Raw genomic sequence first — 23088 nt, forward strand, 5'->3', positions numbered from 1 at the left:
GTTGGTTCCTCCGACTGTGAGCTTGCTAAGCCGATGAAGCTGAGTCCAGCAGACGCAAGGTTGCCAAACCGCTCCTGAAGTGTCAAATGACTTGAGTCCAGCGGACTCAACTTTGCTGACTGGTACAACGAGCGATGCCCCCGCGCTTGTTCCCATCCACGGCGAAATCTCAGGCCCCTCGGTAAGAGGCGGCTCGCCGTACGTCGGCTCGGAGGGGCCCACGTGGGATCGGAACGCCTTGCGTCGGCGCGAAGCGCCCTACGTCAGATCGGAGTGCCGTCGGCCGATGGGCGGCGGCTCGCCGTGGGCGTCGGCGTATCCCACGACCAGCTCCGCTGGTAGATGAAGTAGAGGCCGCTGAGCCGAAGAGCCCTGGCGAGCAGCCCCACACGCAGCGTGCGGACGCCGCCCGACCCCGGCCACGGGTCGAAGACGGTGACGGTGCCCCGCGCCCGGTCGTATCCGACGGCGACCACCATGTGATCCACCCTCTGGCCGGAAGGAATGTCCTGGTGCCAGGGCAGCCGCTCGGCCCAGACGGCGAGCATCGGCGCCCGGCGCAGTACGCCGACGTCGTAGGCCACCTCGCGCATCACGAAGTCGGGTTCGCTGTCCGGGCCTCCGACGTTGTTGACCAGATAGGGGGTGTCGTGCAGATAGCCGTTGACGGCCTTGTAGAAGGCCTCACCCGAGTACTCCCCGTCCGAGGTCATCTTCATCTTGGCCGCCATCGTGGACTGGCTGACCTCGATGCCGAAGCTGGACAGGCTGAGTACCGCCGCTGCGGGCGCTGCGTAGTAGGGGTTCTTCTGGTAGCGCGCCTTGAGCGGCAGGACGGAGCCGGTAGGCGGGGAGGGGGATGGGGACGGGGTCACCGACGGGGGCGGGGTCGACGTGGTTCGGCCGAGTGTCCCGACCCCCACGATGCCGACCACGCCCGCCACGGTGATCGTGGCGGCGGCCGCGGTCAGCCCGATGACCCATCGACGGCGTGACGTGCTGGACACGCTGATCCTCCTTGACGACTGGCTCGATCGTGGCACCGGCCCACGGGTTCCGCGTCGGTTTCGACCTTGGTCGAAAGCCCGATGTCAGATGATGCGAAGACGCCGCAGGGCGGCCCGGGAACTCGCTGGGCGAGATCGGGCGACCAATGGGTGACCGGCCCCGCGGTGGGTCCGCGCCGATGGCGTGGACCCGGCTGCGCGGCCGGCTCCTCTGACACCGGGACCGGGTGCGCGCCGCGCGCCCGGGGAAGGGAGGCCTGACGCGTGACCGACCTGACGCGGGTCGTCGGTGAGACCGGCGAGAACTCTTCGCCGGCACGGGAAGAGACTCCGGCCACGCCCGAGCATCGGCGCGGCCGGTCGCGCATGGGCGTCGGGGGCCCTCTGGCGCTGGCCGCCATCGGCGTGGCCGTCGCGGTCGCGCTGTCGGTCGGGTCGTCGGCGCCCCGGCCACGGCGGCACGCGCCGACCGGACGCGACCTCCTCCTGGCGACGGCCACCGCCGTGGACCGCCGGACGGACACGCCGACCGGCCGCTACTGGCACGTGGTCAAGACCGGCCGGTACACGCTTCCCGCCGGGAGCAGCGTCGGCACGGACCCCATCGAGGTCCGCGTGCGGGATGAGATCTGGATCGCCGGGCCCGGCGGAGGGCGGAGCGTCGCGTACCGGCAGTGCCTCGGCACCCGTCCCCTCACACCGGCCGAACGGGCCGCGCACCTGGACCGGGCCTCGCAGGCGTGGCCGGCGGACTCCGCGGCGGCGCCGATCTGCACGGCGGGGTCCGGGCCCGCCGTACGGAACGCCGACCTCACGGCGGCCACCGACTACCGCCTCGCGGACGTCGCCGTGTCACCGACCTGGCTGGACCACCTCTCCACCGAACCCGCCGTCCTGCGCCGGCAGATCGAGGCCAAGCTCGCGACGGCGCACCAGGGTGGCCTGGGCGTGTTCGGTCACGTCGTGCTGCCGCAGTTGACGGTCGACCTGCCGCTCCGTCCGGAGGTCCGCGCGGCGGTACTGCGGATGATGGCCGGACTGCCGGGCGTACGGGCGGAGGGCAAGGTGCAGGACGCGCTCGGCCGCACCGGAGAGGGCGTCACGACCGGCGGGCTCGGCCTCACCACGACGGAACTGCGCTGGATCGTCGACCCGCGCGGCGGCGGGATCCTGGGCGTTCAGGAGGTCGCCACCGGTCGCGGCCGCCGCCCGGCGGGAGCGGTGGTCGCCGAGAAGGCGTACGCGTCGGCGGCCTGGACGAACGACGCTCCAGGCGGCTGATCAGGTGTAGATGTAGTAGAGGCCGGAGGGCTGGAGGGCCTTGAGGAGCGCCGCCGCCCCGAGCGTGTGAGTGCCCCCGGTCGGCCGCCACGGGTCGAAGACGGTGATGGTGCCCTTCTTCTGGTCGTAGCCGTACGCGACGATCAGGTGCCCGATCTTGCGGCGCGAGCCGAGGCCCTTGTTCCAGGGCAGGCGTTCCCACCAGACCGCGACGAGGGGCGCGCGCCGCAGGACGCCGACGTCGTACGACACCTCCTTCATGATGAAGCCCGTGCCGCTGCCCGACCAGCCGTCGAACGTGAGCGAGTAGGGCGTGCCGCGCAGGTATCGCGTGAGGGCGGTCATGGCGTTGTCGCCGGTGGTGCCCTTCGGGTACCTCGTCTTCATCGTCCGGGCCAGGGCCGACTGCCGGACCTTGATGTGGAACGTCGACAGGCTCATGACCCCGGCGGCGGGCGCGCAGTTGTACGACGTCGCCTGGTACTCCTTCGTCATGCGGAGCCGGTGGGACGCCGGCGGGACCGCGACGGCCGGAGACGCCGACGCGCTCGGCGTGGGCGCCGGCGCCGACGCCGCGGTGACGGGGCGGGTGCGGTCGGCCGAGCGCCGGGTCTCCCCGGCGCCGGTGGTGCACCCCGCGAGGACCAGCGCGGTGGCCGCCGCGAGCCCGGCGACCCACCGACCACGCAGCACCCTGTGCAACTTTGCTCCCATACGACGGATCGGTGGCCAAATGATGGCACGATCCGCCATTCGCGGCATTGACTTTCTTCAACGGTGAAACCCGGAAAACCGGCCCGCGGGGAGTCGCGCGGATCGGCGGCGAGAACCGCGCGTCGACGGCCGGGCGACAGGCCGGCGTACGCCATGTGAACAATGCGATCGCCCTGCTGAAAGGCGCAGTGCCCGTCTTGCCGGGGTCGGTCGCTTGTGAACTGTCGGCTCTCGTAAGAGCACAACTCAGAGCAGAAGAAGCAGAAGGACGCGGCTCGACCGCGTCGTTCCCACACAGTCAGGAGCACCCTGATGAAGAACAAGCGCAAGATCACTGTCAAGGTCCGAGCCGGGAACTCCAGGGAGGCCGACGCGATCGGCCACACCGCGATGCGTCAGGTCCACGACGGCCTCACCTCCCGGGAGACCGTCACCAGCACGACGCACCGGACGCTGCTCGGAGGCAGGGGCGAGAAGCTGACCTTCGTGGTCGAGAAGCGCTAGCACTCACGCCGACCGCCGGCCGTCACCCGAGATCCGTTCGGGTGACGGCCGGTACGTCCACTGGAGGCGCTGCCGAGCGGGTCGCTCCTAGGGTGAGAAGACGACGGGAGGAATCCGATGGTCTGTGCTGATCTGCGCGGTGCCGCTGGACCCGGCGTCCTCGCCGCTTTGCCGCCGAGCAGGAGGTTCCCGCGATCCCACCGCTGCGCACCAAGCGGTGACCGGAGAACCGCCGTCGCGTGAGGAGGGATGGGGATCCGCTGCTGCGGGGGAGAAGAGGTGACCGTCATCCACGCCAATAGATGAGGCATCAGATGAAGGAGCCCCCCATGGTCGCTCCCCCCGACGCCGGACCGGACCTCCCGACCGACGCGTCGGTGGTGGAGCGGTCCTGGCAGGACCCGGAGCGATTCGGAGTCATTTTCGACGCGTACTTCGCGGAGATCCATCGGTACGTCGCACGCCGGCTCGATGTCGAAGTGGCCGACGACATCGCGGCGGAGACCTTCCACGTCGCGTTCCGGCGGCGGAAGACGTTCGACCTGACCAGGGGCAGCGCCCGGCCCTGGCTGTACGGCATCACGACCAATCTCATCGCCAAGCATCGGCGTACGGAGGCGCGGAGGTTCCGCGCCCTGGCGCGTCTCGGCGACGACGGTCCGGCGAGCGGCCATGAGGAACGGGTCGCGGCCCAGGTGAGCGCGGAGCACGAGAGGGGCCGCCTGGCGCGGGCCGTCGGCGCCCTGTCCGCCGACCAGCGCGACGTGCTCCTGCTCGTCGTCCTGGCCGATCTCACCTACGACGAGGTCGCGCAGGCGCTGGACGTGCCGTACGGCACGGTCGCCTCGCGGTTCAGCAGGGCCCGGAAGAAACTGCGGAAGGCGCTGGGCGGGGTCGATCCCATGCTCGATCAGGAAGGATCCACCGATGGATGAGCTCCAGGCCGTACGAGAGCTGTTCCCCGAGACCCCGCCGCCGGACGCCCGAGTGACCACCCAGGCCCGGCGGCGGGCGACCGGGGCCGCGCGGCTCCGCCCGCCACGACTGCGCTGGGCGCTGCCCGGCCTCGGCCTGGTCGCCGCGGCGACCGCGGTCGCGCTGGCCGTGGGCTCGACCGGCGGCGGGCCCACGCGGCCCGCGCCGACCTCCTCGCTGCCGCTCGACGGCAAGGCGGTGTTCCTGGCCGCGGCGGAGAAGGCCGAGAAGCAGCCGATGGGCGGCTACTGGCACTCCGACCAGATCTCCGGGCAGTCGTACCTTCTCAAGGGCGGGTACGCCGTCATCGGCGCGCACAGCGAGACCTTCGAGTGGACCAGTGCCGCGGAGGGGGGCGGCGGTCGCTTCTACGGGCGGGACCTGCCCATGCGGCCGGCGACCCCGGAGGACGAGGCCGTCTGGCGCCGGGCGGGGGCGCCGACGAGCGTCCGCGTCATGTCCAACGGCCACCCCATGACGTACACCAGGAAGGCGGGTCGCTGGCAGGAGGACAAGGGCGGGCGGAAGTCCGGCGGCCGTTTCCTCGTCGGCCGCGGCGAGGGGCTGACCCTGCAGGAGGTGCTCAGGCTCCCCACCGACCCGGAGACGCTGACCAAGCGGTTCCTCACCTCCTCGTCGAGACGGCGTTCGGGGGGACCGCCGGGCCCGGGGAACCCGGTACCGGCTCCGGTCAGCAACGCGTACCAGCTCGTCCTGGCGGCGAACCTCCTCGGGAGCGCGCCCCTGCCGCCGAAGGTGCGCGCCGGGGTGATGCGGGCGCTCGTCGCCCGGCCCGGCGTGCACACCATCGAGACGGCGACCGACGCGCTGGGCCGTCAGGGCGTCGCGCTCGCCGTCGACCAGCCGTCGTGGGGCTGGCGACCGGGCCCCGACGGGAAACTCGTCAAGAAGGACGACGGCTATCGGACCCAGGAACAACTGATCTTCGACAAGAGGACCGGGGCCCTCCTGGCCGAACAGTCGGTCCTCCTGACACCCGGCGGTGAGTACGGGAGCCGCAAGCCGGGCTTCGTAATCGATTATCTGCTGCTGCGGAGCTCCGGCTGGACGGACCGCAAGCCGTCCCCGCCGTCGGCCCTGCCGTTCCGGTAGCCGATCGCGGCTCGTCACGTACGCGGCCCGTGCCTCGTCAGAGGCGCAGGCCGCTCGTATCGTCGGTGTAGGGCCGCGAGAGGTCGGGCGGTGGTGACCAGGGAAGCTACTGCTCGGTAGAATCCGGAGTCCCATGTCGATGGCTGTCAGTTGCCGGCCGTACGCTGATTGCCAACGCCGTACCCCAGGAGGACGGAACATTGGTTCTCAGGTTGATCATCGGGCTTGCCGCAACGGTGGTCGCGCTGGTGTTCGCGGTTCGGCGGGTCCTGTTCCTGTACAGGCTCGCGACGAACGGCCAGCCCGCCCCCGACCGCATCGCGCTCGCCAAGGCGAGCGTCGGTGAGGACGTCAAGCTCCAGGCCGTGGAGGTCTTCGGGCAGCGGAAGCTGCTCAAGTGGACCGTGCCCGGTCTCGCCCACTTCTTCGTCATGTGGGCGTTCTTCATCCTCGCCACGGTCTATCTCGAGGCGTACGGCGCGCTGTTCTTCGGGCTCGACTTCCACATCCCGCTGATCGGCACGTGGGGCGTGCTCGGGTTCCTCCAGGACTTCATCGCGGTGGCGGCGTTCCTCGGCCTGATCGTCTTCTCGGTCATCCGGCTGAAGAACTCCCCGAAGAAGCTGGACCGCAAGTCCCGCTTCAAGGGCTCGCATCTCGGCGGCGCCTGGCTCGTCCTGTTCATGATCTTCAATGTGATCTGGACGATGTTCCTGTTCCGCGGCGCGGGCGTCGCGACGGGCAACTTCCCGTACGGGAACGCGGCGTTCATGTCGCACCTGGTCGGCAACGGCCTGAAGGGCCTGGGCCACGACGCCGGAGAGGCGCTGGAGTCGGTCGGCCTGCTGCTGCACATCGGCGTGATGCTGGCCTTCCTGATCATCGTGCTGAACTCCAAGCACCTGCACATCTTCGTCGCCCCGCTCAACGTCCTGTTCAAGCGCCGTCCGGACGGCCTGGGCGCGGTGCAGCCGATGATGAGCGACGGCAAGCCGATCGACTTCGAAGAGGCCGACCCGGACGAGGACACCTTCGGCCGAGGCAAGATCGAGGACTTCACCTGGAAGGGCTACCTCGACTTCGCCTCCTGCACCGAGTGCGGCCGCTGCCAGTCGCAGTGCCCCGCCTGGAACACCGGCAAGCCGCTGTCCCCCAAGTCCCTCATCATGGACCTGCGCGACCACGCGCTGGCCAAGGCGCCGTACATCTTCGCGTCCGAGGAGGAGCAGGCGAACCTCCCCGAGGATGTCCTCAAGGAGGCCGGCCGGCCGCTGGTCGGCGGCGCGGACGTGAACGGCGTCATCGATCCCGACGTGCTGTGGTCCTGCACCAACTGCGGCGCCTGCGTCGAGCAGTGCCCGGTGGACATCGAGCACATCGACCACATCGTCGACATGCGCCGCTACCAGGTCATGATCGAGTCGAGCTTCCCGTCCGAGGCCGGCGTGATGCTCAAGAACCTCGAGAACAAGGGCAACCCCTGGGGCATGTCCGAGATGAAGCGCCTCGACTGGATCGAGGAGCTCGACTTCGAGGTCCCGGTCGTCGAGGAGAAGATGCCCGAGGACACCGAGTACCTCTTCTGGGTCGGCTGCGCCGGTGCCCTCGAGGACCGCGCCAAGAAGACCACCAAGGCCATCGCCGAGCTGCTGCACATCGCGGGCGTGAAGTTCGCGGTGCTCGGCCCGATGGAGGCCTGCTCCGGTGACCCGGCGCGCCGCCTGGGCATGGAGTTCGTCTTCCAGATGCTCGCCCAGCAGAACGTCGAGACCCTCAACGAGGCCGGCGTCAAGAAGATCGTCGCGTCCTGCCCGCACTGCTTCAACACGCTGGCCAACGAGTACCCGCAGCTCGGCGGCACGTACGAGGTCGTGCACCACACCCAGTTGCTGTCGCACCTCGTCGAGACCGGAAAGCTCACGCCGGTCACGCCGATCGAGGAGAAGATCACCTACCACGACCCGTGCTTCCTCGGCCGGCACAACAAGGTCTACGCCCAGCCGCGCGACATCATGGCCCAGGTGCCGGGCGTGCAGACGCAGGAGATGCACCGCTGCAAGGAGCGGGGCTTCTGCTGCGGCGCCGGCGGCGCGCGGATGTGGATGGAGGAGCGCATCGGCAAGCGCATCAACACCGAGCGCGTCGAGGAGGCGCTGGAGACCGACCCGGACACCGTCTCCACGGCCTGCCCGTTCTGCCTCGTCATGCTCGGCGACGCCATCAACGAGAAGAAGAACAGCGGTGGCGCCAAGGAGTCCCTCGAGGTCGTCGACGTCGCCCAGCTGCTGATCAAGTCGGTCAAGGGTGAGGCGGAGCCCGCTCCGGCGGCCGCCGAGTAGGCGCCCCGTACGTCAAGGGCCCGTCACCGGGTGAGCCGGTGCCGGGCCCTTGGTATGTCGCGGCATGAATAAAGGCGGTGCCATCTCGGGGGAGCGGGGATTTGAGATGGCACCGCCCTAACGTTCCCTATCAGGTGTGACGAAGGCCACAGGGGCGGACGTCAACCGAACTGATCGGTAACGCGTCGTCCGAAACTATCGGCTTTGCTGTTAGTTGGCCACCGTTTGTGGAAAGAATCACGGGCCGTCCCGGCGCAATCACCGGGACGGCCCGTGCCGTACGTCAGAGCGCAGGCGGCCGGATCAGCTGGTCAGCCGCTTGACGACGTCCGGATGCTGCTTCTCCCACTCCGCGACGCCCTGCGCGGGCGTGTCCTTGTACTTGTTGATCACCAGATCCTCGAGCGGGAACAGGTCGGCGTCGGACATCTTGAAGTTCTTCAGCCAGCCGGTCAGCTGCGGGAAGTCCTTGGCGAAGCCCGCACGGCCGAGCACGTGGACCTGCTCCGCCGAGCCGAAGGCGTTCTGCGGGTCGGCCAGCGGCTTGATCGGGAACTTGTTGTACGCCCAGTGCGGCTTCCACAGCGTCACCACGATCGGCTGGTTGCTCTTCGCGGACCGGTCCAGCTCCGCCAGCATCGCCGCCGTGCTGCTCTGCAGCAGCTTGTAGTCGCCGAGCCCGTACCCGGGCAGCACCTTGTTCTTGACGATCTTCATCTCGCCGGCGCCCGGCTCGATGCCGACGACGCGGCCCTTGTAGCGGGCGCTCTGCCCCTTCAGATCGGCCACGGAGTTCGCCGGGTCGTTCTTCAGGACGGCCAGCTGCATGCTCGCGTTCTTGTACCAGACACCGATGTCCTGGAGCCTGTCCTTGTACTTGTTGTAGTAGTCGGCGTGCGTCGCGGGCAGCCACGCGTCGAGGAACAGGTCGATGTCGCCCTGGCCGAGCCCGGCGAACAGCGGGCCGGCGTCGACCTGCTTGAGCGTGACCTGGTAGCCCTTCTTCTCCAGCTCCGACTTCCAGAGCTGGGTGACGGCGATGTCCTCGTCCCACGGGATGTAGCCGATCGTGATCGGCTTGCCCTTGCTGCCACCGCCGGAGCCCATGACGCCGAGCGTGGTCGCCAGCAGCGCGAACACCACGACGCCGGACAGGGCCAGCGCCGGACGCGGACGGTACCGCAGGACGGAGGACACGCCCCCGTGCGCGGCCCGCTCGGCGTGCCGCCGCGCGGCCGGCGCCAGGCGCTGCCCGAGGGCCCCGGTCATGCGGTCCAGGATGATCGCCAGCAGCACGACCGCCAGGCCGGCCTCGGCGCCCGCCCCCAGGTTGTACTGCGTGATCGCCCCGAAGACGTTGGCGCCGAGCCCGGCGGCGCCGACCATGCCCGCGGTCACCACCATGGACAGCGAGAGCATGATGACCTGGTTGACCCCGGTCATGATGGTGGGCAGCGCCAGCGGCAACTGCACCCGGGTGAGGATCCGCGACGACGGCGTGCCGAAAGCCTCGGCCGCCTCGACCATCTCCCGGTCGACCTGCCTGATGCCGAGCTCCGTCAGCCGTACCCCCGGGGGAATGGCGAAGACCAGGCACGCGGCGATGCCCGGCACCTCCCCGAGCCCGAAGAACGAGATCGCCGGGATCAGGTAGACGAAGGCCGGCATGGTCTGCATGAAGTCCAGCACCGGCCGGGCCACCGCGCCGACCGCGGACACCCGCACGCAGAGGATGCCCAGCGGGATCCCGATGACGAGGGCGGCGACGCTGGAGACCAGCACCAGCGTGAGCGTCTGCATGGCCGCGTCCCACTGCCCCAGCCCGTCGATCACCATGAGGCCGGCGAAGGTCAGGACGCCCGCGAGCAGACCGCGCAGCCACCAGCACAGCATCGCGATGACGGCCGCCAGCGCCAGCGACGGCGGCGCGGTCAGCAGGTGGTCCATCCCGTGGACGACGCCGCCGACCACGTCACTGATCGCGTTGAAGACCGGCCTGCCGTGCCGGGTGAGGAAGTCGACCGCGTCGGTGACCCAGACGCCGAGGGGGATCCTAGGCATCGGCGGTCACCCCCCGAGGAGTGGTCTCTTCCGGAGGAGAGGTGTCCTCCCGTACGACGGGCATCTCTCCCGTGTTGCCCATGTGGCCCAGCGCGGCGAGCAGCGTCACTCGCGGGATCACGCCGATGAGCTTGCCGTTCCGGTCGGTGACGGGCACGGGCAGCGGGCTCTCCGCGCACGGCAGGAACAGATCGGCCACGGGAGTGTCCGGGTCGACCGGATGCGTGCCACCCTCGACGAGACCGTCGAGGGTGTTCCGCCCCGCCCGTACGGCCTTGGCCGCCGGCTCGGCGAACACCACGCCGGCCAGCCGCCGGTCGCGGGTCACGACGAACGCGAAGGACGTCTGCTGCTCGCGCATGACGCGCACGGCCGCGCGGGGGCCGCCGTTCGCGTCGACCACCGCGATCGGCTTGTCCATCACCGAGCGGGCGGTGAGCACCCGCGTACGGTCGACGTCGGCGACGAACTGCGCGACGTAGTCGTTGGCGGGGTCGGTGAGGATCTCCTCGGCGGTACCGATCTGCATGACGCGTCCGTGCCGGAGCATCGCGACCCGGTCGCCGAGCCGCATCGCCTCGTTCAGGTCGTGCGTGATGAAGACGATCGTCTTGCCGAGCTCGCCCTGCAGGTCGAGCAGCAGGTCCTGCATCTCCCGCCGGATCATCGGGTCCAGCGCGCTGAACGCCTCGTCCATGAGCAGGATGTCCGTCTCGGCGGAGAGCGCCCGGGCGATGCCCACGCGCTGCTGCATCCCGCCTGACAGCTGGTCGGGGTAGCGGTCCTCCCAGCCCGCGAGACCCACGTGGTTCAGGAACTCCCTGGCCTTCGCCAGCCGCTCCTGCTTTGGAACGTTCCGAGTCTCGAGCGCGTACGCCGCGTTCTCCAGGACGGTGCGGTGGGGGAAGAGCGCGAAGTGCTGGAAGACCATGCTGACCTTCTCCTGGCGGAGTCGGCGCAGTTCCTTCCCGCCCATGGCGGTGATGTCGACACCGTCGATCTCGATGCTGCCCGCCGTCGGCTCCAGGAGGCCGTTGAGCATCCGAATCAGCGTCGACTTGCCGGAGCCCGACAGCCCCATCACGACGAAGATCTCGCCCTCGTTCACCTCGAACGAGACGTCCGCGACGGCCGCGGTCACGCCCATCCGGCGGAGCTCGTCGGCGTCGGCGCCTTGGCGGATCTTGCGGAGGGCCTCAGCCGATCTGCGACCGAAGACCTTTGACACGTGTTGTGCGCGGATTCTGGGCACATCGTCCTTCCGGTCCGGCCGCGCCGCCGTCCCGGGAGCCGTCGTCCCCGTCGAACCGCGCGGCAATCTGCGCGAACCGCCGTGCCCGCCCCACCACGGCTCGCCTGTACGACCCAGTGGAACCGAGACGTGACACATGTCACTCTCGCGGTCGCCAACCGACCGAATGGGTCATGCGTCAAGGCACCTTATCGCCCGGTTAAAAGCAGTGCACGTTCGTGTGTGAACCCTCACATTCCGCAATGATCGGTTTGACCTGCGGAGATACGGGCAGTCCGGGCCCCTCGGGCCGCCCCGAACGCTCCACCGACGCGGTCGCACAGACGAAGAACCGGACCGCGGCGAGCCATCGCCACGGTCCGGTGAGTTGGACGGTCCGACCGCCGGCACCGGGCCGGCGGGCGTCCTGTCAGACGCGCGTCTGGTGGAAGTTCACGTAGGACCGCGACGGCGTCGGGCCGCGCTGGTCCTGGTACCGAGACCCGTGGCGCTCGGAGCCGTACGGCTCCTCCACCGGAGAACTCGTGCGGAACAGGCACATCTGCCCGATCTTCATGCCCGGCCACAGCTTGATCGGCAGCGTCGCGACGTTCGACAGCTCCAGCGTCACGTGGCCGGAGAAGCCCGGGTCGATCCAGCCCGCCGTCGAGTGCGTGAGCAGCCCCAGGCGCCCCAGACTCGACTTGCCCTCCAGCCGCGCGGCCAGATCGTCCGGCAGGCCGAACACCTCGTACGTCGAGGCCAGCACGAACTCCCCCGGGTGCAGGATGAACGCCTGGTCCGGCTCGACATCGACGAGCCGGGTGAGGTCGGGCTGCTCCACCGCCGGATCGATGTGCGGATACCTGTGGTTCTCGAACACCCGGAAGTAGCGGTCCAGGCGCACGTCGATGCTCGACGGCTGAACCATCCCGGGATCGTACGGATCGATCTTCATCCGCCCGGACTCGATCTCGTTCTTGAGATCACGATCGGAGAGCAGCACGACAAGAAACTACCGGGTAAAGCGACCCGACACGTAAACGCCGGTCCTGGACCGCGCCCCGGCGTACGGAGGTGATCACGCCTGAAGCGAACCTCTGGGCGCGGAGGGCGCGGGTTCCGGTAGCATGTGCGGGCGGTCACCTGAGAAGGCGATCGATGCGGGTGTAGTTCAATGGCAGAACTCCAGCTTCCCAAGCTGGTAGCGCGGGTTCGATTCCCGTCACCCGCTCCAACAGCTAAGGCCCAGGTCAGGACATGAATCCCGACCTCGCCCGCGGGCTGTGCGCCTACCTGCGCCAGCGCAACGCCAACGCCGCCACTTCCAGACGTCCTGGCCGCCCAACACCGCGAAGGCGACCGCATCCGTAGCGAACGACAGCAACGCTGCTGCGGCCGCCCACCGACCCAAAGCCCTGTGATCAAACCCGGCGAACGTTCGTGGTCGCCGCACCAGGGCGTCCGCTAGTGCATTTCTTTGCAGCTCATAAAGATCGTTTTAGCCCGGCCTCGGGCACATCCGTGACCGCACGGCCTCATAGATCGTTCGTGCGTCACGCGTCAGTTGGCCGGAAGGCCGACCGGACCGGCGAGAGCTTTGGCGTGCCCCGGGCCGGCGGCGCATCCCGATGCCGGCCTTCATGAAAGGAAGCCCATGCCGACAAGAGGTCTCACCGGCGCCATCCGCAGGCTCACCTCACCACCCCGACTGGCACGCGCCCTGACTCTGGCCTGTGCGACCAGTGTCCTGATCGGGGTGGCCGGGTCCGCGAGCGCGAGCGCGGCTACACCGCCCGTACCACTCGGTGCCGCCGCCAACTTCGCGGTTCTCGCCGGGTCGACGGTCACCAACACCGGCTCCACCACGATCAACGGTGATCTCGGGCTGAGCCCGGGCACCTCGGTGACCGGCTTTCCTCCCGGGCATGTGAGCGGAACCCAACACGTGGCCGATACTGTCGCGTTGCAGGCCAAGAACGACCTCGCCACCGCGTACGATGACGCCGCGGCACGCCCGACCACCGCCACCGTCCCCGTAGAACTCGGCGGCACCACCAAGACACCCGGCGTATACGACTCTCCCGCGGGCACGTTCGGGATCACCGGCACGCTGACCCTCGACGCCCAGGGCGACCCGAACGCCGTGTTCATCTTCAAAGCCGCATCCACGCTGACCACGGCGTCGGCGAGCAGCGTGAACCTCGTCAATGGTGCTCAGGCATGCAACGTGTTCTGGCTGGTCGGCAGCTCCGCGACGCTCGGAACCAATTCCACCCTGCGAGGGAACATCATGGCGCAGGCCTCGATCACCGTCACGACGGGCGTCATCGTGGACGGCCGGGCGCTGGCACGCAGCGCCGCGGTCACACTGGACACTGACACGATCACCCGCCCGAGCTGTGGCGAATCGGCCACCAGCACCACTACAACGCTGACATCTTCGGCGAACCCCACACCGGTGGGCCAACGGGTCAGTTTCATCGCCACAGTGAAAGCCACCACTGGTACGGCCATTCCGGCGGGCCTGGTGGTGTTCACGGACGGCCGAAGGATCATCCTCGGCGCCGTCGCTCTCGACAGCACGGGGCACGCGGTATTGACCACCTCCGCGCTTCCAGCCGGGATCCATCGGATCAGAGCCGTCTATATCGGCACAACCGCGTTCGCCGGCAGCACTTCACCGGAAATCGTGGAGTACGTCCTACCCGGCTGACCACTCTCGATGAATCTGCAGTGATCGAGACCGCGAACGCCACCAACGCTGGGGCCGCCCACACGCCCAAGCCACCTGACAAACCCGGTGAACGTTGGTGGTCACCGCACTAGGCATGACATGCGCGCTGTTGCCGACTGCTGTACAACACGGAAGTACAGCAACACCGTCGTGCAGCGCCGGCCACGATCACACGGCAACACACGTCCGAGCAGGGCACACCAGGGCCGACCTTGATCGTGCCGGTAGTTCGGGACGAAGAGGCATCGGATGGCGCGGCCAAGTTGGCTGAGCGAGCCCGAAGCGGGGGTCTCGCGACCCCCAGCCCCCGCGAGGCGGAGTACTCACCCGCGCGAAACCGTCTGTCACGCCATCTCGCCGTTCGCGCGGGTGAGTACTCCGGTCCGGCGTTTACGCCGCGGTAGTGGACACGCTTGCTAGCACTCGCGCTAACGATCACTCTGACTGCCTCGGACGAGTCCGCGCATTGAGGCGCCCTACGAGGATGGTTGCCTCGTTGTCTGCAGGTATTCGTACTAGCTACCGGTGAACTCAATCTCAATCGGGCTGCTCTGAGCTTCTGCCCTAGAGAAGTTCTTCTCACTCTTGAAGGTCTGGGGATCTGCGCCAAAGAGGAACGTCTTAGACGTATGTTGGCGGAACACGGATGGCACTGTGTCGTGAATGTGACCAACCTGTGAAGGCGGAAGGGGGGCGAGTCTGCAACATGCCGGCTGAGGGTGAGCACGTCACCATAGCTGCGGCCTCTGCCTCTAAGTGGCCCAGATGCTGGCGCTCCCACCGTCGCGCCGTTCGCGGGGGCGAGCGCTCCGGACCCAAGCCTGCCGGTGGATGTTGGCGCACGTCAACGACGTCCACCCTGTCTGAGTCCGTGCAATTAGCGTGCAACTAGCCAGGGCGAGCAGGGGTCAACAAGGGTCACTCGCGGGCTTCCCCAGCCGCAGGTCAGGGGCTCTGAAGGCCGATCTTCATTTGATTCCCAAGCTGGTAGCGCGGGTTCGATTCCCGTCACCCGCTCCGACTGAGAAAGCCCAGGCCAGGAACAGATCTCGGACCTGGGCTTTGATCTTGATAGGGCCAGCGAACGGCTGCCGGGCAATTAGCGGGCAATTAGGTCGCCGGCATCGGTGGCGCCGTCGTCCTGGTCGTCGTCAGCCGCGCGAGCTTCCTTCACGAGGGCATCAAGGCGGCGGCGCTGCGCGTCGCCGCAGGCCGCCCGCTCCGGCACGCCCTACGTGCGTGCGGCATGGGCGCCGGTTCCTCCGGCCGTCCCGGTCCTCGTCGAAGCTCGTCGTCATTCCGGCCGATCGCCGGCGAACAGTAGCTCTCCCCGGGCGTATCGCCAGTAGCCGTGCTGGCCGCGTGACTTCCACGTCTCGGCCGCCGTCTGCGCCTGCCGCACCCATCCGCGAAGCTGCGGCAAGCCCTGCGAGCGCAAGAGCGAGCGAACAGCAACCCGGTCGATGGACCGGACCGGACGAATGACGACATCGACGCCGACTGAGTCCGGATGGATGCCGCCTTGCCCGTAGTTGAACGACAGGGCCGGGACCCAACTCACCACCACCACGACATCGGAGATCAAACCCGTCTCGAAGCGAGGTGGTTTCATCAGAGCGTGTGCGTCGCCGAGTCCGTCGATCACGTCGGTGAGGGAGAGTGGCCACGACTGCCCTCGGGGAAGGCCACGGTTCCGTGACGACATGCCCCCGATCATGACGTTCACGAGTACACACCCGCATGCGCAAATCGCCGCACAAGCGCCTTCGGCGGGGCGCTTCCGGCTCCGGGGTGGGAGCACCTTCGGCGGGGAGTAGCGCCTGTTCACCTGCCCCACCTAGCCTGAGGTCGCCGTGTGCCCATCGCTGAGGGGAAAGGCTGATGGCTGAGCCACCGCGCCGGATCAGGCCGCGAGACGATCCGTCCTCATGGTCTTACTACGGCGCCGCCCATCGCTACGACGTTCACGGCGATCCCGACGCAGAGGCTGCCTGCGAGCGGCGTATGGACATGCTTGTCCTGGAGCGGCGTGAAGACGAGCTCAAGGCGCTGAGCATGGCCGGCGACCGGTGTGCGTTCATCGCTCTGATCGAAATCCTCGTTGATGAGAATCGCGTTGACGACCTGCGTGCGATGGCCGAGGCCGGCGACGGCCGAGCCCACGCGACCTTGATGGAGTTGTTGAGAAACCAGGAGTGCGCAGACTGACCGTGCCAGGAGGCAGATAAGTAGCGCTTCGCGGCCGCCGCGAGCAAGGAGGAGATCAACCCGGCCGAGGCACACACGGCCTCTTCTCGAGGCGGGGCGGACATCTGCGCGTGTCTGCGATGGGCTGAGCGTGCGTGTCTGGGAACCCGCGGTCCCCCGACCCCTCCTTGACCCGCCCCGGAGTTTCCGGACGATCATCCATCGAGCATGCTGCCAGTACCACGAGGGAGACTCATCATGACCGACTCACCCGATGGTCTCGCCCAGGATCTCGCCGACCTACGTGCGGTCGTTGAGATCCACGGCCATAGTCTCGCCAGGCACACAGAGCTCATCAATGGACTTCGCGATCGAGCTGGTTCACCCATTTCCATCGACGCCGATGAAACCATTGACCAACCAGATGATGAACGTCAGCCTGTACCAACCTTCATCCTGTACATGGAGGACCCAGAGGCAATCCTCGAACTCCAGACCATGGCCGAGTGGGTCAATGTTCTTCTGGTCCCCATCTATATCGACCAGGTGAGCCCGCTCCGACCGTGGTGCTCACGCTGGTGGGAACATCCTGAGGCCCGCGCTCGCCTCCACGCTCTTTGGATGGCCTGGCAAGAGCTCACCCACCCACCGGTATGCGGGCACACCGGCCCCAGCATCTGGCACCGTGACCATCTCGACCCCACACTTCTGCGTCTCCGTGCCCCTGATGGCCCCTTTGCAAAGTGCATGATCGATCCCGAGCGGCCTGCCCACAACGTAACCCCCACCACCCCGGTCGAAAGTTTTGGGCCCCCTCAGACATGACGGTGACAAGGCAGGCGGGCCGGGTCCTTCTCACCATTGCGCTCGCGGGCGACGCGAATGCATACCTCGGTGAAGCGGCGAAGGATCTGATCGCTGGTTTGCCGCAACCGCTAGTGGGCCAGTTGCCAGAGCGCCGCTGAGGACCACAGGATCACGATTAGGGTGACCAGGGTGCCGCCGGCGAGGGGCAACGCCCAAGCGGGCAGGTGCCGGCTGCGGACGAAGAGTACCTTCGCGGCGAATGCGCCGTAGAAGAAGCAGCCGGCGAGGGAGTGCAGGGCGACGCGGGCGTTATAGGTCTCTACTCCGTAGGCGGTGATGCAGTGGTAGGCGATGGGAAGGGACAACGCGAACAGCACCGCTCCGCCGATGCGGTGGGCCAGCGGTACCGGGCGGGGGGCGGTGCCTGCACCGGGTAGTCGGCGGTACATCCACAGTGCCAATATGAGCTGATAGAGCGCAAGGCACAGCAGGGCAGTGCCGAGTTGGGCCTTCAGCAGGTTCGCATCATTGCCGTGGCGTCCGAACAGGCTGCTGGCGTAGTCCGGCGCGTGCGTCCGGCCGAACACGTACAAGACTGCCGTCGTGGCGAGGGTGAGGCCGGCAGCTGCGATCAGCCGCAACCCGGCCCAGCGGGTTGACATCCTCCGCTCTGCTCCCATATTCATCTGATCCCTTCGTGATCCCGGCCGTCGGCGCCGCTGAGCAGGATGCTCGCGGTCGGCGAGCCGACGCGGCCGGTGCGAGGCTCAGCTGGAGGGGCGGTCCAGAGTTTGGCGAGCGTCGTCTGTTCCGCCGTACGCGTCATGCTGTGCGTGGCGCCGATGGCCTTGGTCTCGTTGATGGCGGAGGCGGGGTCGGCCGGTAGTCGCCGGGATTGCCGGCTGTGTAGGGCGGCGGTGCGGCGTCGGCGCCGTCGTGCGCGCGCAGCGCGTGGATGGAGTGGGCCGCTTGGGTGCTGGGCCTGGATTCCTACCTGCTTGGCGCGGCTGTTGGGAATGCCGACGAGGTCGGTGGCAACCTGGTGGTCCAGGCTGGTCGGATGGATGCTGCTCGGCTGTGCCTGCGGAGTCCGCGCGATGTCGAGCAGGGGCCGATTCCACTCGATCACGATGTTGCCCCGCGGCTGCCCCTCGACGGCGTTCGCGATCGCGAGCGAGGCGGCGTGGGCGACGGATTTTGCGGCACCTTGGGCGCCGAGCGTCAGAACTGCCACTGCGAGCGGGAACACGGACCAACACCGAGCTCTCCGCGGTTCTGGAAATGCGAATATCCTCATGGTCGTCTTCCGGTCAGGTCGCAGGTCGCTCTTCGCTGATCTCCGCCGCACACGTGGCGCCGCGGGCACTGTCAGCCGGCGGTTCTCAGCATTCGCATCAGCTGTTACCTGCAGTCGGCGGTCAAAGGCACACGGCTGGTCGGGCCGCCCGCGATGAGTGACGACGGCGTGGCCGACTCCTGCCCCCTCGCATATCCGGGTGGACATCGGTACGGCGGGGCGGTGGGATGACACCACCGTCTGGCAGGAGTTCTCCGGTGTCGTCGAAGAGGACGATGCCGTTGCACAGCAGGCTCCATCCCTGCTCGGGGTGGGAGGCAATGGTGTGCGCGGCGTCCCGGTCGACAGCGTCGGCCGGGGGCACTGCGGTTGGGCGGCACATGGCGTACCTCCAAAGATCTGGAGCATCCACCGAGGCCACCGGTGCGGTTCCACGGTGTGAAGATGATCCTTTTCGAGTGGTGCCGCCGCTTCGACCATGACCAAAGCGGCAGCGGCGGCCTGATCGAGCGTCGCCGGGCGGCGACCGGTGCGAACAGCCGATGGTCGGCGAGGTCGCAGCCATCTGTGGTCTCAACCCGCAGGCGGTATGACCTCGGCGCCCTGTTTCGCGTCTGTCGTTGAGGAGATAGGCGCGTGGGTTACAGCGAGAGTGATGCTGCCCCCGACTTGGCGATCAGGACGTGTGTGCCGAGGAACCGTAGCCGCAGGTGCAGCCGTCTTCTCGCCGTCCAGTCGACTGGAGACCCAGTCCACTGAGATCTTCCGTCCCGACTACAGCATCCGGCTTGATGCCGCACGAGAACGACTCGCGCCGCCCGGCTCCGAGTTCTGAAAGACGCCTCCGGCGGGCGCTCCAGCTCCGGAATGGCCATCACACGGGGCGCGGCGTGACAGTATGCCGTCGTGAACGCCGACGTTGCCGTCCCCAAGGACGTTCCCACGGTGGTTCTCGACGGTACGACCATGCGGGATGAGCGAAGTTTCCACAGGAATTTCGTGCCCGCACTCGGCGACAGAATTCGCGTCGACTACGGGAAGAACCTGGACGCGCTCAATGACGTCGTGAGCCTTGAGATCGAAGGTCCGCTCGACATTCACTGGAGCGATCACGCCGGCGCCCGCGAGCGGCTCCCACCCGCCTTCTACGCGAGGGTCATCGAGATCTTTCAGAAGAGGGCAACGGACGACGCTCGCTACGGGCACACCGCTGTCCGCCTGATCTTGGATTAGCGCTCCGTCTTCTCCCACACGGGCACCGACGGCAAGCCACGCTCCGCCCGTGCCCGATCCGTCAGCTCCTGGATCAGGGCCGTCTTCGCCCGCGCATAGTCGCCAGGCGCGATCCCAGCAGCGGCGATCTGCCGCTTCAGCCGGGCATACCGCTCGACGTCGCCTGGATGCTCGCGCAGGTGGTCACGCAGAATCCGCTGGTTGCGGGTCGGCCAACTCTCCAGCGTGACCACGTGCAGGATGTGGCTGCGCACGCCTCCGGCGGCACGCACATACAGCAGACGGTCGACCATGCCGTTGAAATGACGGTGATAACCCAGCTCTGCCAAAGTCTCCTGGCACCGCTCAACGATCTCCAGATCAGTGACCGCGGCCATCAGATCGATGATGGGCTTGGACGCCAACCCTGGCACAGCGGTCGAGCCAATGTGCTCAATCTCCGCCATGACCCCGGGCAACGCCTGCTCCAGCTCCTGAATCGCGGCGGCAGCCAAAGCCGGCCATGCCGGATCGTACGCAACGACTTCGATGGTCGCCCTGGCCATAGGCGCCATCCTGTCATCCGTTCGAACGGCCAGTTCGCGGCAACCCCTGTCGCATTATCGAAGAACCGGTGTAGGCCACAACCGCCTTGAGGAGCTGCATCATGACGGACCTCATCGACTTCGCCGCACCCCTCGGAGTTCTCGGGAAGTTCGCCGACACCGCTGTCGTGGGCTGGTACATGCCCAAGTTGATCAGGTCCCGCAACGCCCACCTCGCCAGGATCCTTTGATCGACGCGATTTCCACGAGGACCGGCCACCAGGCGAACCGCCGTTGTGCGTCCGGGGCGGCGGCCTCCACGAGGGGGCGGCCAATCAGAGGAGGGTCGTCGGCGCTACCACCCGCCTTCAGCCGTACATCCGCTGTGGGATCCGACGAACCCGCAGGCACGGAGCTTCCAGAGGATCCCCAGTCCGGACTCGTCCCTGGTGTTCACCGAGCTCGCGCCGGACGGAATGGTCGCACCCCAGAACTGGTAGGTCTTGAAGCCGTCATCGCTCCACTCGAGCTTGACGACGTCGCCTGCCGATCCGCCGACGATCTGCGCGTGCCACTGCAGGGCATCCCCGTACATCCACAGTTTCACCGTCCGGCCCTGCACGGTGGTCTGGTGGTCAACGGCCCAGCTGGACGCCTGAGCGGCGCCGGCCGATGCCACGGACCCGCCGAGGGTCAGGACCGCGCCCGCGCCCAGAGCAACGACCATCTGACCGATTCGCGAACGGAGAGCGTTTGCTGACATGCGGTCTCTTGGATTCATAAGGCGAAAGTACGTTGACTGCGCCGGGCCCTGTGGCCAATGCGCGTACGGTCTCTCACCATTCTGTGCACGGCGTACGGGCGCGAGCTCAATGGACGGCGGCGCTCATCTGAAAGCGTTTCAAGATCACGCCGTATTCGACCAGCGAATTCTAACCATTTGCGCAAAACGGTCGGGCGGCATCGAGCCGCCCGACCGTCGGTGTGCTACTTGTTGTCGGACACTGGTCCTCGCCGGACAGCGACCTGAGACGCCGTCAAGGCGCCTTCGAACCATGTCCCTGGCCGCATTCGCCGGAGGCGGTGTCCGATGGTTGTTGCCACTGCGACCTGACCTGGAGTGGCCAGGTCGCGACGGCCTAGTTCATGAGGCCGAACACCGCGGAGACCTGTCGCACAGAGTCCTCCTCGGTGATCGTGGAATCCACCCTGAGCCTGTTCAGACCCAGGTGGCGGGTCTGCTCGGTGAGCCGCTCGGTGAACAGCGCGTCGCGCTGAAGCAGGTTCTGCAGCGCGCGCTGTGGGTCACCGGTCTTGGCGATGAACCCCCATGCCGACCCCCCACGGCTGTCGACCACCGCCTGACGGAACGCGGGGGTCGGCAGCAGCCACACGGCGTGGCCCACCTCGGCGAGCAGCGGTCGCACGAGATCGGGCAGCAGCCGGAACCCCTCGGCGATCACCGGCCGATCGGTCGGGAGAGCGAGAAGGTCCTCGATGATCTGGTTGAACCCTTCACCCTGGTACCAGTGGAAGGTGTCGAGCATCTCCCACGGGCTTCGGTTCACCCACCGTTCGTCCATGTCCATGGCGGCGAACTTGCCCAGGCACGGGGCCTGTTCCACGGGCATGCGGCGGGCGTGGTCGGGCATGACCGCGTCGGTGTCGTACAGGCGCAGCCCGCACTGGTCGGCGAGGCGCCGGGCGATGGTGGACTTCCCCGCCCCGCTGCCGCCGCCGAGCCAGTAGACGTGGCGCAACCGCTCCCGCAGAACCTCGGGGGGAGAGTCGGCGCCCATGGACTCGGCGTCCGCCGAATCGGCGTACTCGTCGTGCGGCTCATTGCCACTATTGTTGTGCGGATTGCCCATGGAGCTTCCGTTATGCTGCATAGGGCGATCCTCCTCATTCTTAATTGGGGATGTCCTGCTGATCGCCAGCCGGACCCTTGCGCCGCTAACCAGTTGGGTTACGGCAGGTGGTCAATGGTGTCACATGCGCACCACTGGGCCATGCCTCGCGGTGGGCGCTGGGAATCGGGGCGTTCGCATGGCCGGGGCGTGCGTACGCGGCTCCCGGTAAATGTTCGCACGTCAAGCTGTGCTGCTATGAGTGAACCGATATGAGCTGGGACGCGGACTCGGCCAGTGGAATCGGAAGGCGCATGGCGTCGTCGCCGCGTACGGCGAAACCCCGATCCGTACGCCGGACCGGGGCATGGCAGGGCGAACCCAGCTCGCCGTGCGATGTTCGCAGTCTCGGTCAGGAGAGGACCGAGACCAGGCACAACCCCGCGACGGCCCCGGCCGGCAGCGCCAAGAGACAGGCCCGCACGATGGTCTTCTTGTCCTTGTCTTCGCCCGGCTTGACGATCGTGAAGATGCACGCCGCGAAGAACAGAAGCGCCACCACCCCCACGGGGGCCGAGACCCACATGGGAAGCGGCTTGACCCACCCGGTGGGGTTCCACCCGGCGTGCGCCTTGTCCGCCAGTCTGCCGATGCCGGTGGCGAGCACAAGAGTCCTCATGGTCTCTCTCCTTTGGTCAGATGTTCACCCCTGCAGTGAGACATCGCCTATGACCGTCCACGCTCAGGCGCGGCCTGCAACGGCTGTGGTATCGGGACGAGCCGCTCCGGTCGCGTCGCGTCGGGCGGCCAAGAGAGCGACCTACCTCGCTGTCATGCTGGATCGCATGGACGACATCGCATTCCTCCGGCGCGAGTTCGACGCGGAAGAGGGCTCGTTCCTGCTTCAGGTCCGGTGTGACCTGCATTGGGACCGCGAGGCGTTCAGCCGGCTGGAGCAGGCGATGCGCAGGGTGTGCGCCCAACAGGAAGACCGCGGGCAACTGGACCGATGGCTGGTCGAGGGCTACTGGTACCTCGCAAATTTCGTCCCGAGTTTCACCGGCCATCCGAACTTTCCACGCCCCGAGCCGCCCGACTACTACGAGGCAGCACTTGAGCGGCTGCACGACCTGCAGAACTGGTTCGTCTCCGGGTGCTCGCCCTACCTTCCCGAGCACGTCTGGCCGGACTTGTGATCCCGCCGCCACTTTCCGCCTCCGGTGGGACT

General features: G+C 67.7%; 24 protein-coding genes and 1 tRNA gene. 12 read left to right on the forward strand and 13 right to left on the reverse strand.

Annotated features, from left to right (window positions below; all coding sequences use genetic code 11):
- Positions 1 to 263 precede the first annotated feature (263 nt).
- The gene (locus tag ABD978_RS41600; RefSeq protein WP_345366877.1) at positions 264 to 1007 is read right to left on the reverse strand and encodes a C39 family peptidase; all 744 of its coding nucleotides are present in this window, start codon (positions 1005 to 1007) and stop codon (positions 264 to 266) included.
- Between the two features lie 264 nt (positions 1008 to 1271).
- On the opposite strand from ABD978_RS41600, the gene ABD978_RS41605 reads away from it, so the two are divergent.
- The gene (locus tag ABD978_RS41605) at positions 1272 to 2288 is read left to right on the forward strand and encodes a CU044_5270 family protein (protein WP_345366879.1); all 1017 of its coding nucleotides are present in this window, start codon (positions 1272 to 1274) and stop codon (positions 2286 to 2288) included.
- On the opposite strand, the gene ABD978_RS41610 is transcribed toward ABD978_RS41605, so the two are convergent.
- A complete protein-coding gene (locus ABD978_RS41610; RefSeq protein ID WP_345366881.1) occupies positions 2289 to 2981 on the reverse strand; it encodes a C39 family peptidase in 693 nt (230 codons plus the stop codon).
- Positions 2982 to 3314: 333 nt separating this feature from the next.
- Between ABD978_RS41610 and ABD978_RS41615 the strand changes: the two genes are divergently transcribed.
- From ABD978_RS41615 to ABD978_RS41630, 4 genes are all read left to right on the forward strand, one after another.
- Positions 3315 to 3506 (forward strand): hypothetical protein, encoded by a 192-nt coding sequence (locus ABD978_RS41615; protein ID WP_345366883.1) that lies wholly within the window; start codon positions 3315 to 3317, stop codon positions 3504 to 3506.
- A 329-nt stretch (positions 3507 to 3835) separates the two neighbouring features.
- Positions 3836 to 4441 (forward strand): RNA polymerase sigma factor, encoded by a 606-nt coding sequence (locus ABD978_RS41620; protein WP_345366884.1) that lies wholly within the window; start codon positions 3836 to 3838, stop codon positions 4439 to 4441.
- Positions 4434 to 5594, forward strand: coding sequence for a CU044_5270 family protein (locus ABD978_RS41625; RefSeq protein ID WP_345366885.1), 1161 nt, complete (start codon positions 4434 to 4436; stop codon positions 5592 to 5594). Before ABD978_RS41620 ends, ABD978_RS41625 begins: the two co-directional genes overlap by 8 nt.
- A gap of 200 nt (positions 5595 to 5794) precedes the next feature.
- Positions 5795 to 7933 (forward strand): 4Fe-4S dicluster domain-containing protein, encoded by a 2139-nt coding sequence (locus ABD978_RS41630; RefSeq protein WP_345366886.1) that lies wholly within the window; start codon positions 5795 to 5797, stop codon positions 7931 to 7933.
- Between the two features lie 303 nt (positions 7934 to 8236).
- Here ABD978_RS41630 and ABD978_RS41635 read toward each other — a convergent pair whose 3' ends face one another.
- The 3 genes from ABD978_RS41635 to dcd all read right to left on the reverse strand — a co-directional run bounded on the left by ABD978_RS41635 (position 8237) and on the right by dcd (position 12231).
- Entirely contained in the window at positions 8237 to 9994 is a 1758-nt protein-coding gene (locus ABD978_RS41635; protein ID WP_345366887.1) for an ABC transporter permease/substrate binding protein, read from the reverse strand.
- Positions 9987 to 11222 carry a quaternary amine ABC transporter ATP-binding protein gene (locus ABD978_RS41640; RefSeq protein ID WP_345366888.1) on the reverse strand — a complete coding sequence of 412 codons (1236 nt, stop codon included), beginning with the start codon at positions 11220 to 11222 and terminating at the stop codon, positions 9987 to 9989. Before ABD978_RS41640 ends, ABD978_RS41635 begins: the two co-directional genes overlap by 8 nt.
- Before the next feature lie 433 nt (positions 11223 to 11655).
- Complete coding sequence (gene dcd / locus ABD978_RS41645; RefSeq protein WP_345366889.1) at positions 11656 to 12231, reverse strand: dCTP deaminase; 576 nt, start codon at positions 12229 to 12231, stop codon at positions 11656 to 11658.
- A gap of 157 nt (positions 12232 to 12388) precedes the next feature.
- Here dcd and ABD978_RS41650 point away from each other — a divergent pair.
- Together ABD978_RS41650 and ABD978_RS41655 are read left to right on the forward strand one after the other, a co-directional pair.
- Positions 12389 to 12462 (forward strand) — tRNA-Gly (locus ABD978_RS41650).
- Between the two features lie 420 nt (positions 12463 to 12882).
- A complete protein-coding gene (locus ABD978_RS41655) occupies positions 12883 to 13941 on the forward strand; it encodes an ice-binding family protein (protein WP_345366890.1) in 1059 nt (352 codons plus the stop codon).
- Positions 13942 to 15256: 1315 nt separating this feature from the next.
- Here ABD978_RS41655 and ABD978_RS41660 read toward each other — a convergent pair.
- The gene (locus tag ABD978_RS41660) at positions 15257 to 15607 is read right to left on the reverse strand and encodes a hypothetical protein (protein WP_345366891.1); all 351 of its coding nucleotides are present in this window, start codon (positions 15605 to 15607) and stop codon (positions 15257 to 15259) included.
- Between the two features lie 236 nt (positions 15608 to 15843).
- On the opposite strand from ABD978_RS41660, the gene ABD978_RS41665 reads away from it, so the two are divergent.
- Together ABD978_RS41665 and ABD978_RS41670 are read left to right on the forward strand one after the other, a co-directional pair.
- Positions 15844 to 16170 carry a hypothetical protein gene (locus ABD978_RS41665; protein WP_345366892.1) on the forward strand — a complete coding sequence of 109 codons (327 nt, stop codon included), beginning with the start codon at positions 15844 to 15846 and terminating at the stop codon, positions 16168 to 16170.
- Positions 16171 to 16407: 237 nt separating this feature from the next.
- A complete protein-coding gene (locus ABD978_RS41670; RefSeq protein ID WP_345366894.1) occupies positions 16408 to 16974 on the forward strand; it encodes a DUF4913 domain-containing protein in 567 nt (188 codons plus the stop codon).
- A gap of 110 nt (positions 16975 to 17084) precedes the next feature.
- Here the strand turns inward: ABD978_RS41670 and ABD978_RS41675 are convergent, their stop codons facing one another.
- The 3 genes from ABD978_RS41675 to ABD978_RS44140 form a co-directional block, all read right to left on the reverse strand.
- Entirely contained in the window at positions 17085 to 17618 is a 534-nt protein-coding gene (locus ABD978_RS41675; RefSeq protein ID WP_345366896.1) for a DUF6529 family protein, read from the reverse strand.
- 20 nt (positions 17619 to 17638) lie between these two features.
- The gene (locus ABD978_RS41680) at positions 17639 to 18205 is read right to left on the reverse strand and encodes a hypothetical protein (protein WP_345366898.1); all 567 of its coding nucleotides are present in this window, start codon (positions 18203 to 18205) and stop codon (positions 17639 to 17641) included.
- Between the two features lie 169 nt (positions 18206 to 18374).
- Positions 18375 to 18818: a DUF5999 family protein gene (locus ABD978_RS44140; RefSeq protein ID WP_425550823.1), complete on the reverse strand. Its 444-nt coding sequence runs from the start codon at positions 18816 to 18818 to the stop codon at positions 18375 to 18377.
- Positions 18819 to 19159: 341 nt separating this feature from the next.
- On the opposite strand from ABD978_RS44140, the gene ABD978_RS41690 reads away from it, so the two are divergent.
- Entirely contained in the window at positions 19160 to 19486 is a 327-nt protein-coding gene (locus ABD978_RS41690; RefSeq protein WP_345366902.1) for a barstar family protein, read from the forward strand.
- Here the strand turns inward: ABD978_RS41690 and ABD978_RS41695 are convergent.
- Complete coding sequence (locus ABD978_RS41695) at positions 19483 to 20031, reverse strand: GrpB family protein (RefSeq protein ID WP_345366904.1); 549 nt, start codon at positions 20029 to 20031, stop codon at positions 19483 to 19485. The two genes, ABD978_RS41690 and ABD978_RS41695, sit on opposite strands and share 4 nt — an antisense overlap.
- 101 nt (positions 20032 to 20132) lie before the next feature.
- Between ABD978_RS41695 and ABD978_RS41700 the strand changes: the two genes are divergently transcribed.
- Positions 20133 to 20261 carry a hypothetical protein gene (locus tag ABD978_RS41700; RefSeq protein ID WP_345366906.1) on the forward strand — a complete coding sequence of 43 codons (129 nt, stop codon included), beginning with the start codon at positions 20133 to 20135 and terminating at the stop codon, positions 20259 to 20261.
- 104 nt (positions 20262 to 20365) lie between these two features.
- Here ABD978_RS41700 and ABD978_RS41705 read toward each other — a convergent pair whose 3' ends face one another.
- The 3 genes from ABD978_RS41705 to ABD978_RS41715 form a co-directional block, all read right to left on the reverse strand.
- Complete coding sequence (locus ABD978_RS41705; RefSeq protein ID WP_345366908.1) at positions 20366 to 20737, reverse strand: hypothetical protein; 372 nt, start codon at positions 20735 to 20737, stop codon at positions 20366 to 20368.
- A gap of 412 nt (positions 20738 to 21149) precedes the next feature.
- Positions 21150 to 21902 carry a shikimate kinase gene (locus tag ABD978_RS41710; RefSeq protein WP_345366910.1) on the reverse strand — a complete coding sequence of 251 codons (753 nt, stop codon included), beginning with the start codon at positions 21900 to 21902 and terminating at the stop codon, positions 21150 to 21152.
- 370 nt (positions 21903 to 22272) lie between these two features.
- Entirely contained in the window at positions 22273 to 22539 is a 267-nt protein-coding gene (locus ABD978_RS41715; RefSeq protein ID WP_345366912.1) for a hypothetical protein, read from the reverse strand.
- 166 nt (positions 22540 to 22705) lie between these two features.
- Between ABD978_RS41715 and ABD978_RS41720 the strand changes: the two genes are divergently transcribed.
- A complete protein-coding gene (locus tag ABD978_RS41720) occupies positions 22706 to 23056 on the forward strand; it encodes a hypothetical protein (protein WP_345366914.1) in 351 nt (116 codons plus the stop codon).
- Positions 23057 to 23088 lie beyond the last annotated feature (32 nt).

The organism is Actinoallomurus liliacearum (assembly GCF_039542035.1).
Classification (GTDB): Bacteria; Actinomycetota; Actinomycetes; order Streptosporangiales; family Streptosporangiaceae; genus Actinoallomurus; species Actinoallomurus liliacearum.

Excerpts from the sequence above, each read along its gene's own strand:
- ABD978_RS41710 (WP_345366910.1), bottom strand. The coding sequence starts at position 21,902 with ATGCAGCATAACGGAAGCTCCATGGGCAATCCGCACAACAATAGTGGC.
- ABD978_RS41705 (WP_345366908.1), bottom strand. The coding sequence starts at position 20,737 with ATGGTCGTTGCTCTGGGCGCGGGCGCGGTCCTGACCCTCGGCGGGTCC.
- ABD978_RS44140 (WP_425550823.1), bottom strand. The coding sequence starts at position 18,818 with ATGGCTGCGACCTCGCCGACCATCGGCTGTTCGCACCGGTCGCCGCCC.
- ABD978_RS41675 (WP_345366896.1), bottom strand. The coding sequence starts at position 17,618 with ATGTCAACCCGCTGGGCCGGGTTGCGGCTGATCGCAGCTGCCGGCCTC.
- ABD978_RS41620 (WP_345366884.1), top strand. The coding sequence starts at position 3,836 with ATGGTCGCTCCCCCCGACGCCGGACCGGACCTCCCGACCGACGCGTCG.
- ABD978_RS41700 (WP_345366906.1), top strand. The coding sequence starts at position 20,133 with ATGACGGACCTCATCGACTTCGCCGCACCCCTCGGAGTTCTCGGGAAG.
- ABD978_RS41635 (WP_345366887.1), bottom strand. The coding sequence starts at position 9,994 with ATGCCTAGGATCCCCCTCGGCGTCTGGGTCACCGACGCGGTCGACTTC.
- ABD978_RS41615 (WP_345366883.1), top strand. The coding sequence starts at position 3,315 with ATGAAGAACAAGCGCAAGATCACTGTCAAGGTCCGAGCCGGGAACTCC.
- ABD978_RS41715 (WP_345366912.1), bottom strand. The coding sequence starts at position 22,539 with ATGAGGACTCTTGTGCTCGCCACCGGCATCGGCAGACTGGCGGACAAG.
- ABD978_RS41655 (WP_345366890.1), top strand. The coding sequence starts at position 12,883 with ATGCCGACAAGAGGTCTCACCGGCGCCATCCGCAGGCTCACCTCACCA.
- ABD978_RS41625 (WP_345366885.1), top strand. The coding sequence starts at position 4,434 with ATGGATGAGCTCCAGGCCGTACGAGAGCTGTTCCCCGAGACCCCGCCG.
- ABD978_RS41665 (WP_345366892.1), top strand. The coding sequence starts at position 15,844 with ATGGCTGAGCCACCGCGCCGGATCAGGCCGCGAGACGATCCGTCCTCA.
- ABD978_RS41670 (WP_345366894.1), top strand. The coding sequence starts at position 16,408 with ATGACCGACTCACCCGATGGTCTCGCCCAGGATCTCGCCGACCTACGT.
- ABD978_RS41695 (WP_345366904.1), bottom strand. The coding sequence starts at position 20,031 with ATGGCCAGGGCGACCATCGAAGTCGTTGCGTACGATCCGGCATGGCCG.
- ABD978_RS41720 (WP_345366914.1), top strand. The coding sequence starts at position 22,706 with ATGGACGACATCGCATTCCTCCGGCGCGAGTTCGACGCGGAAGAGGGC.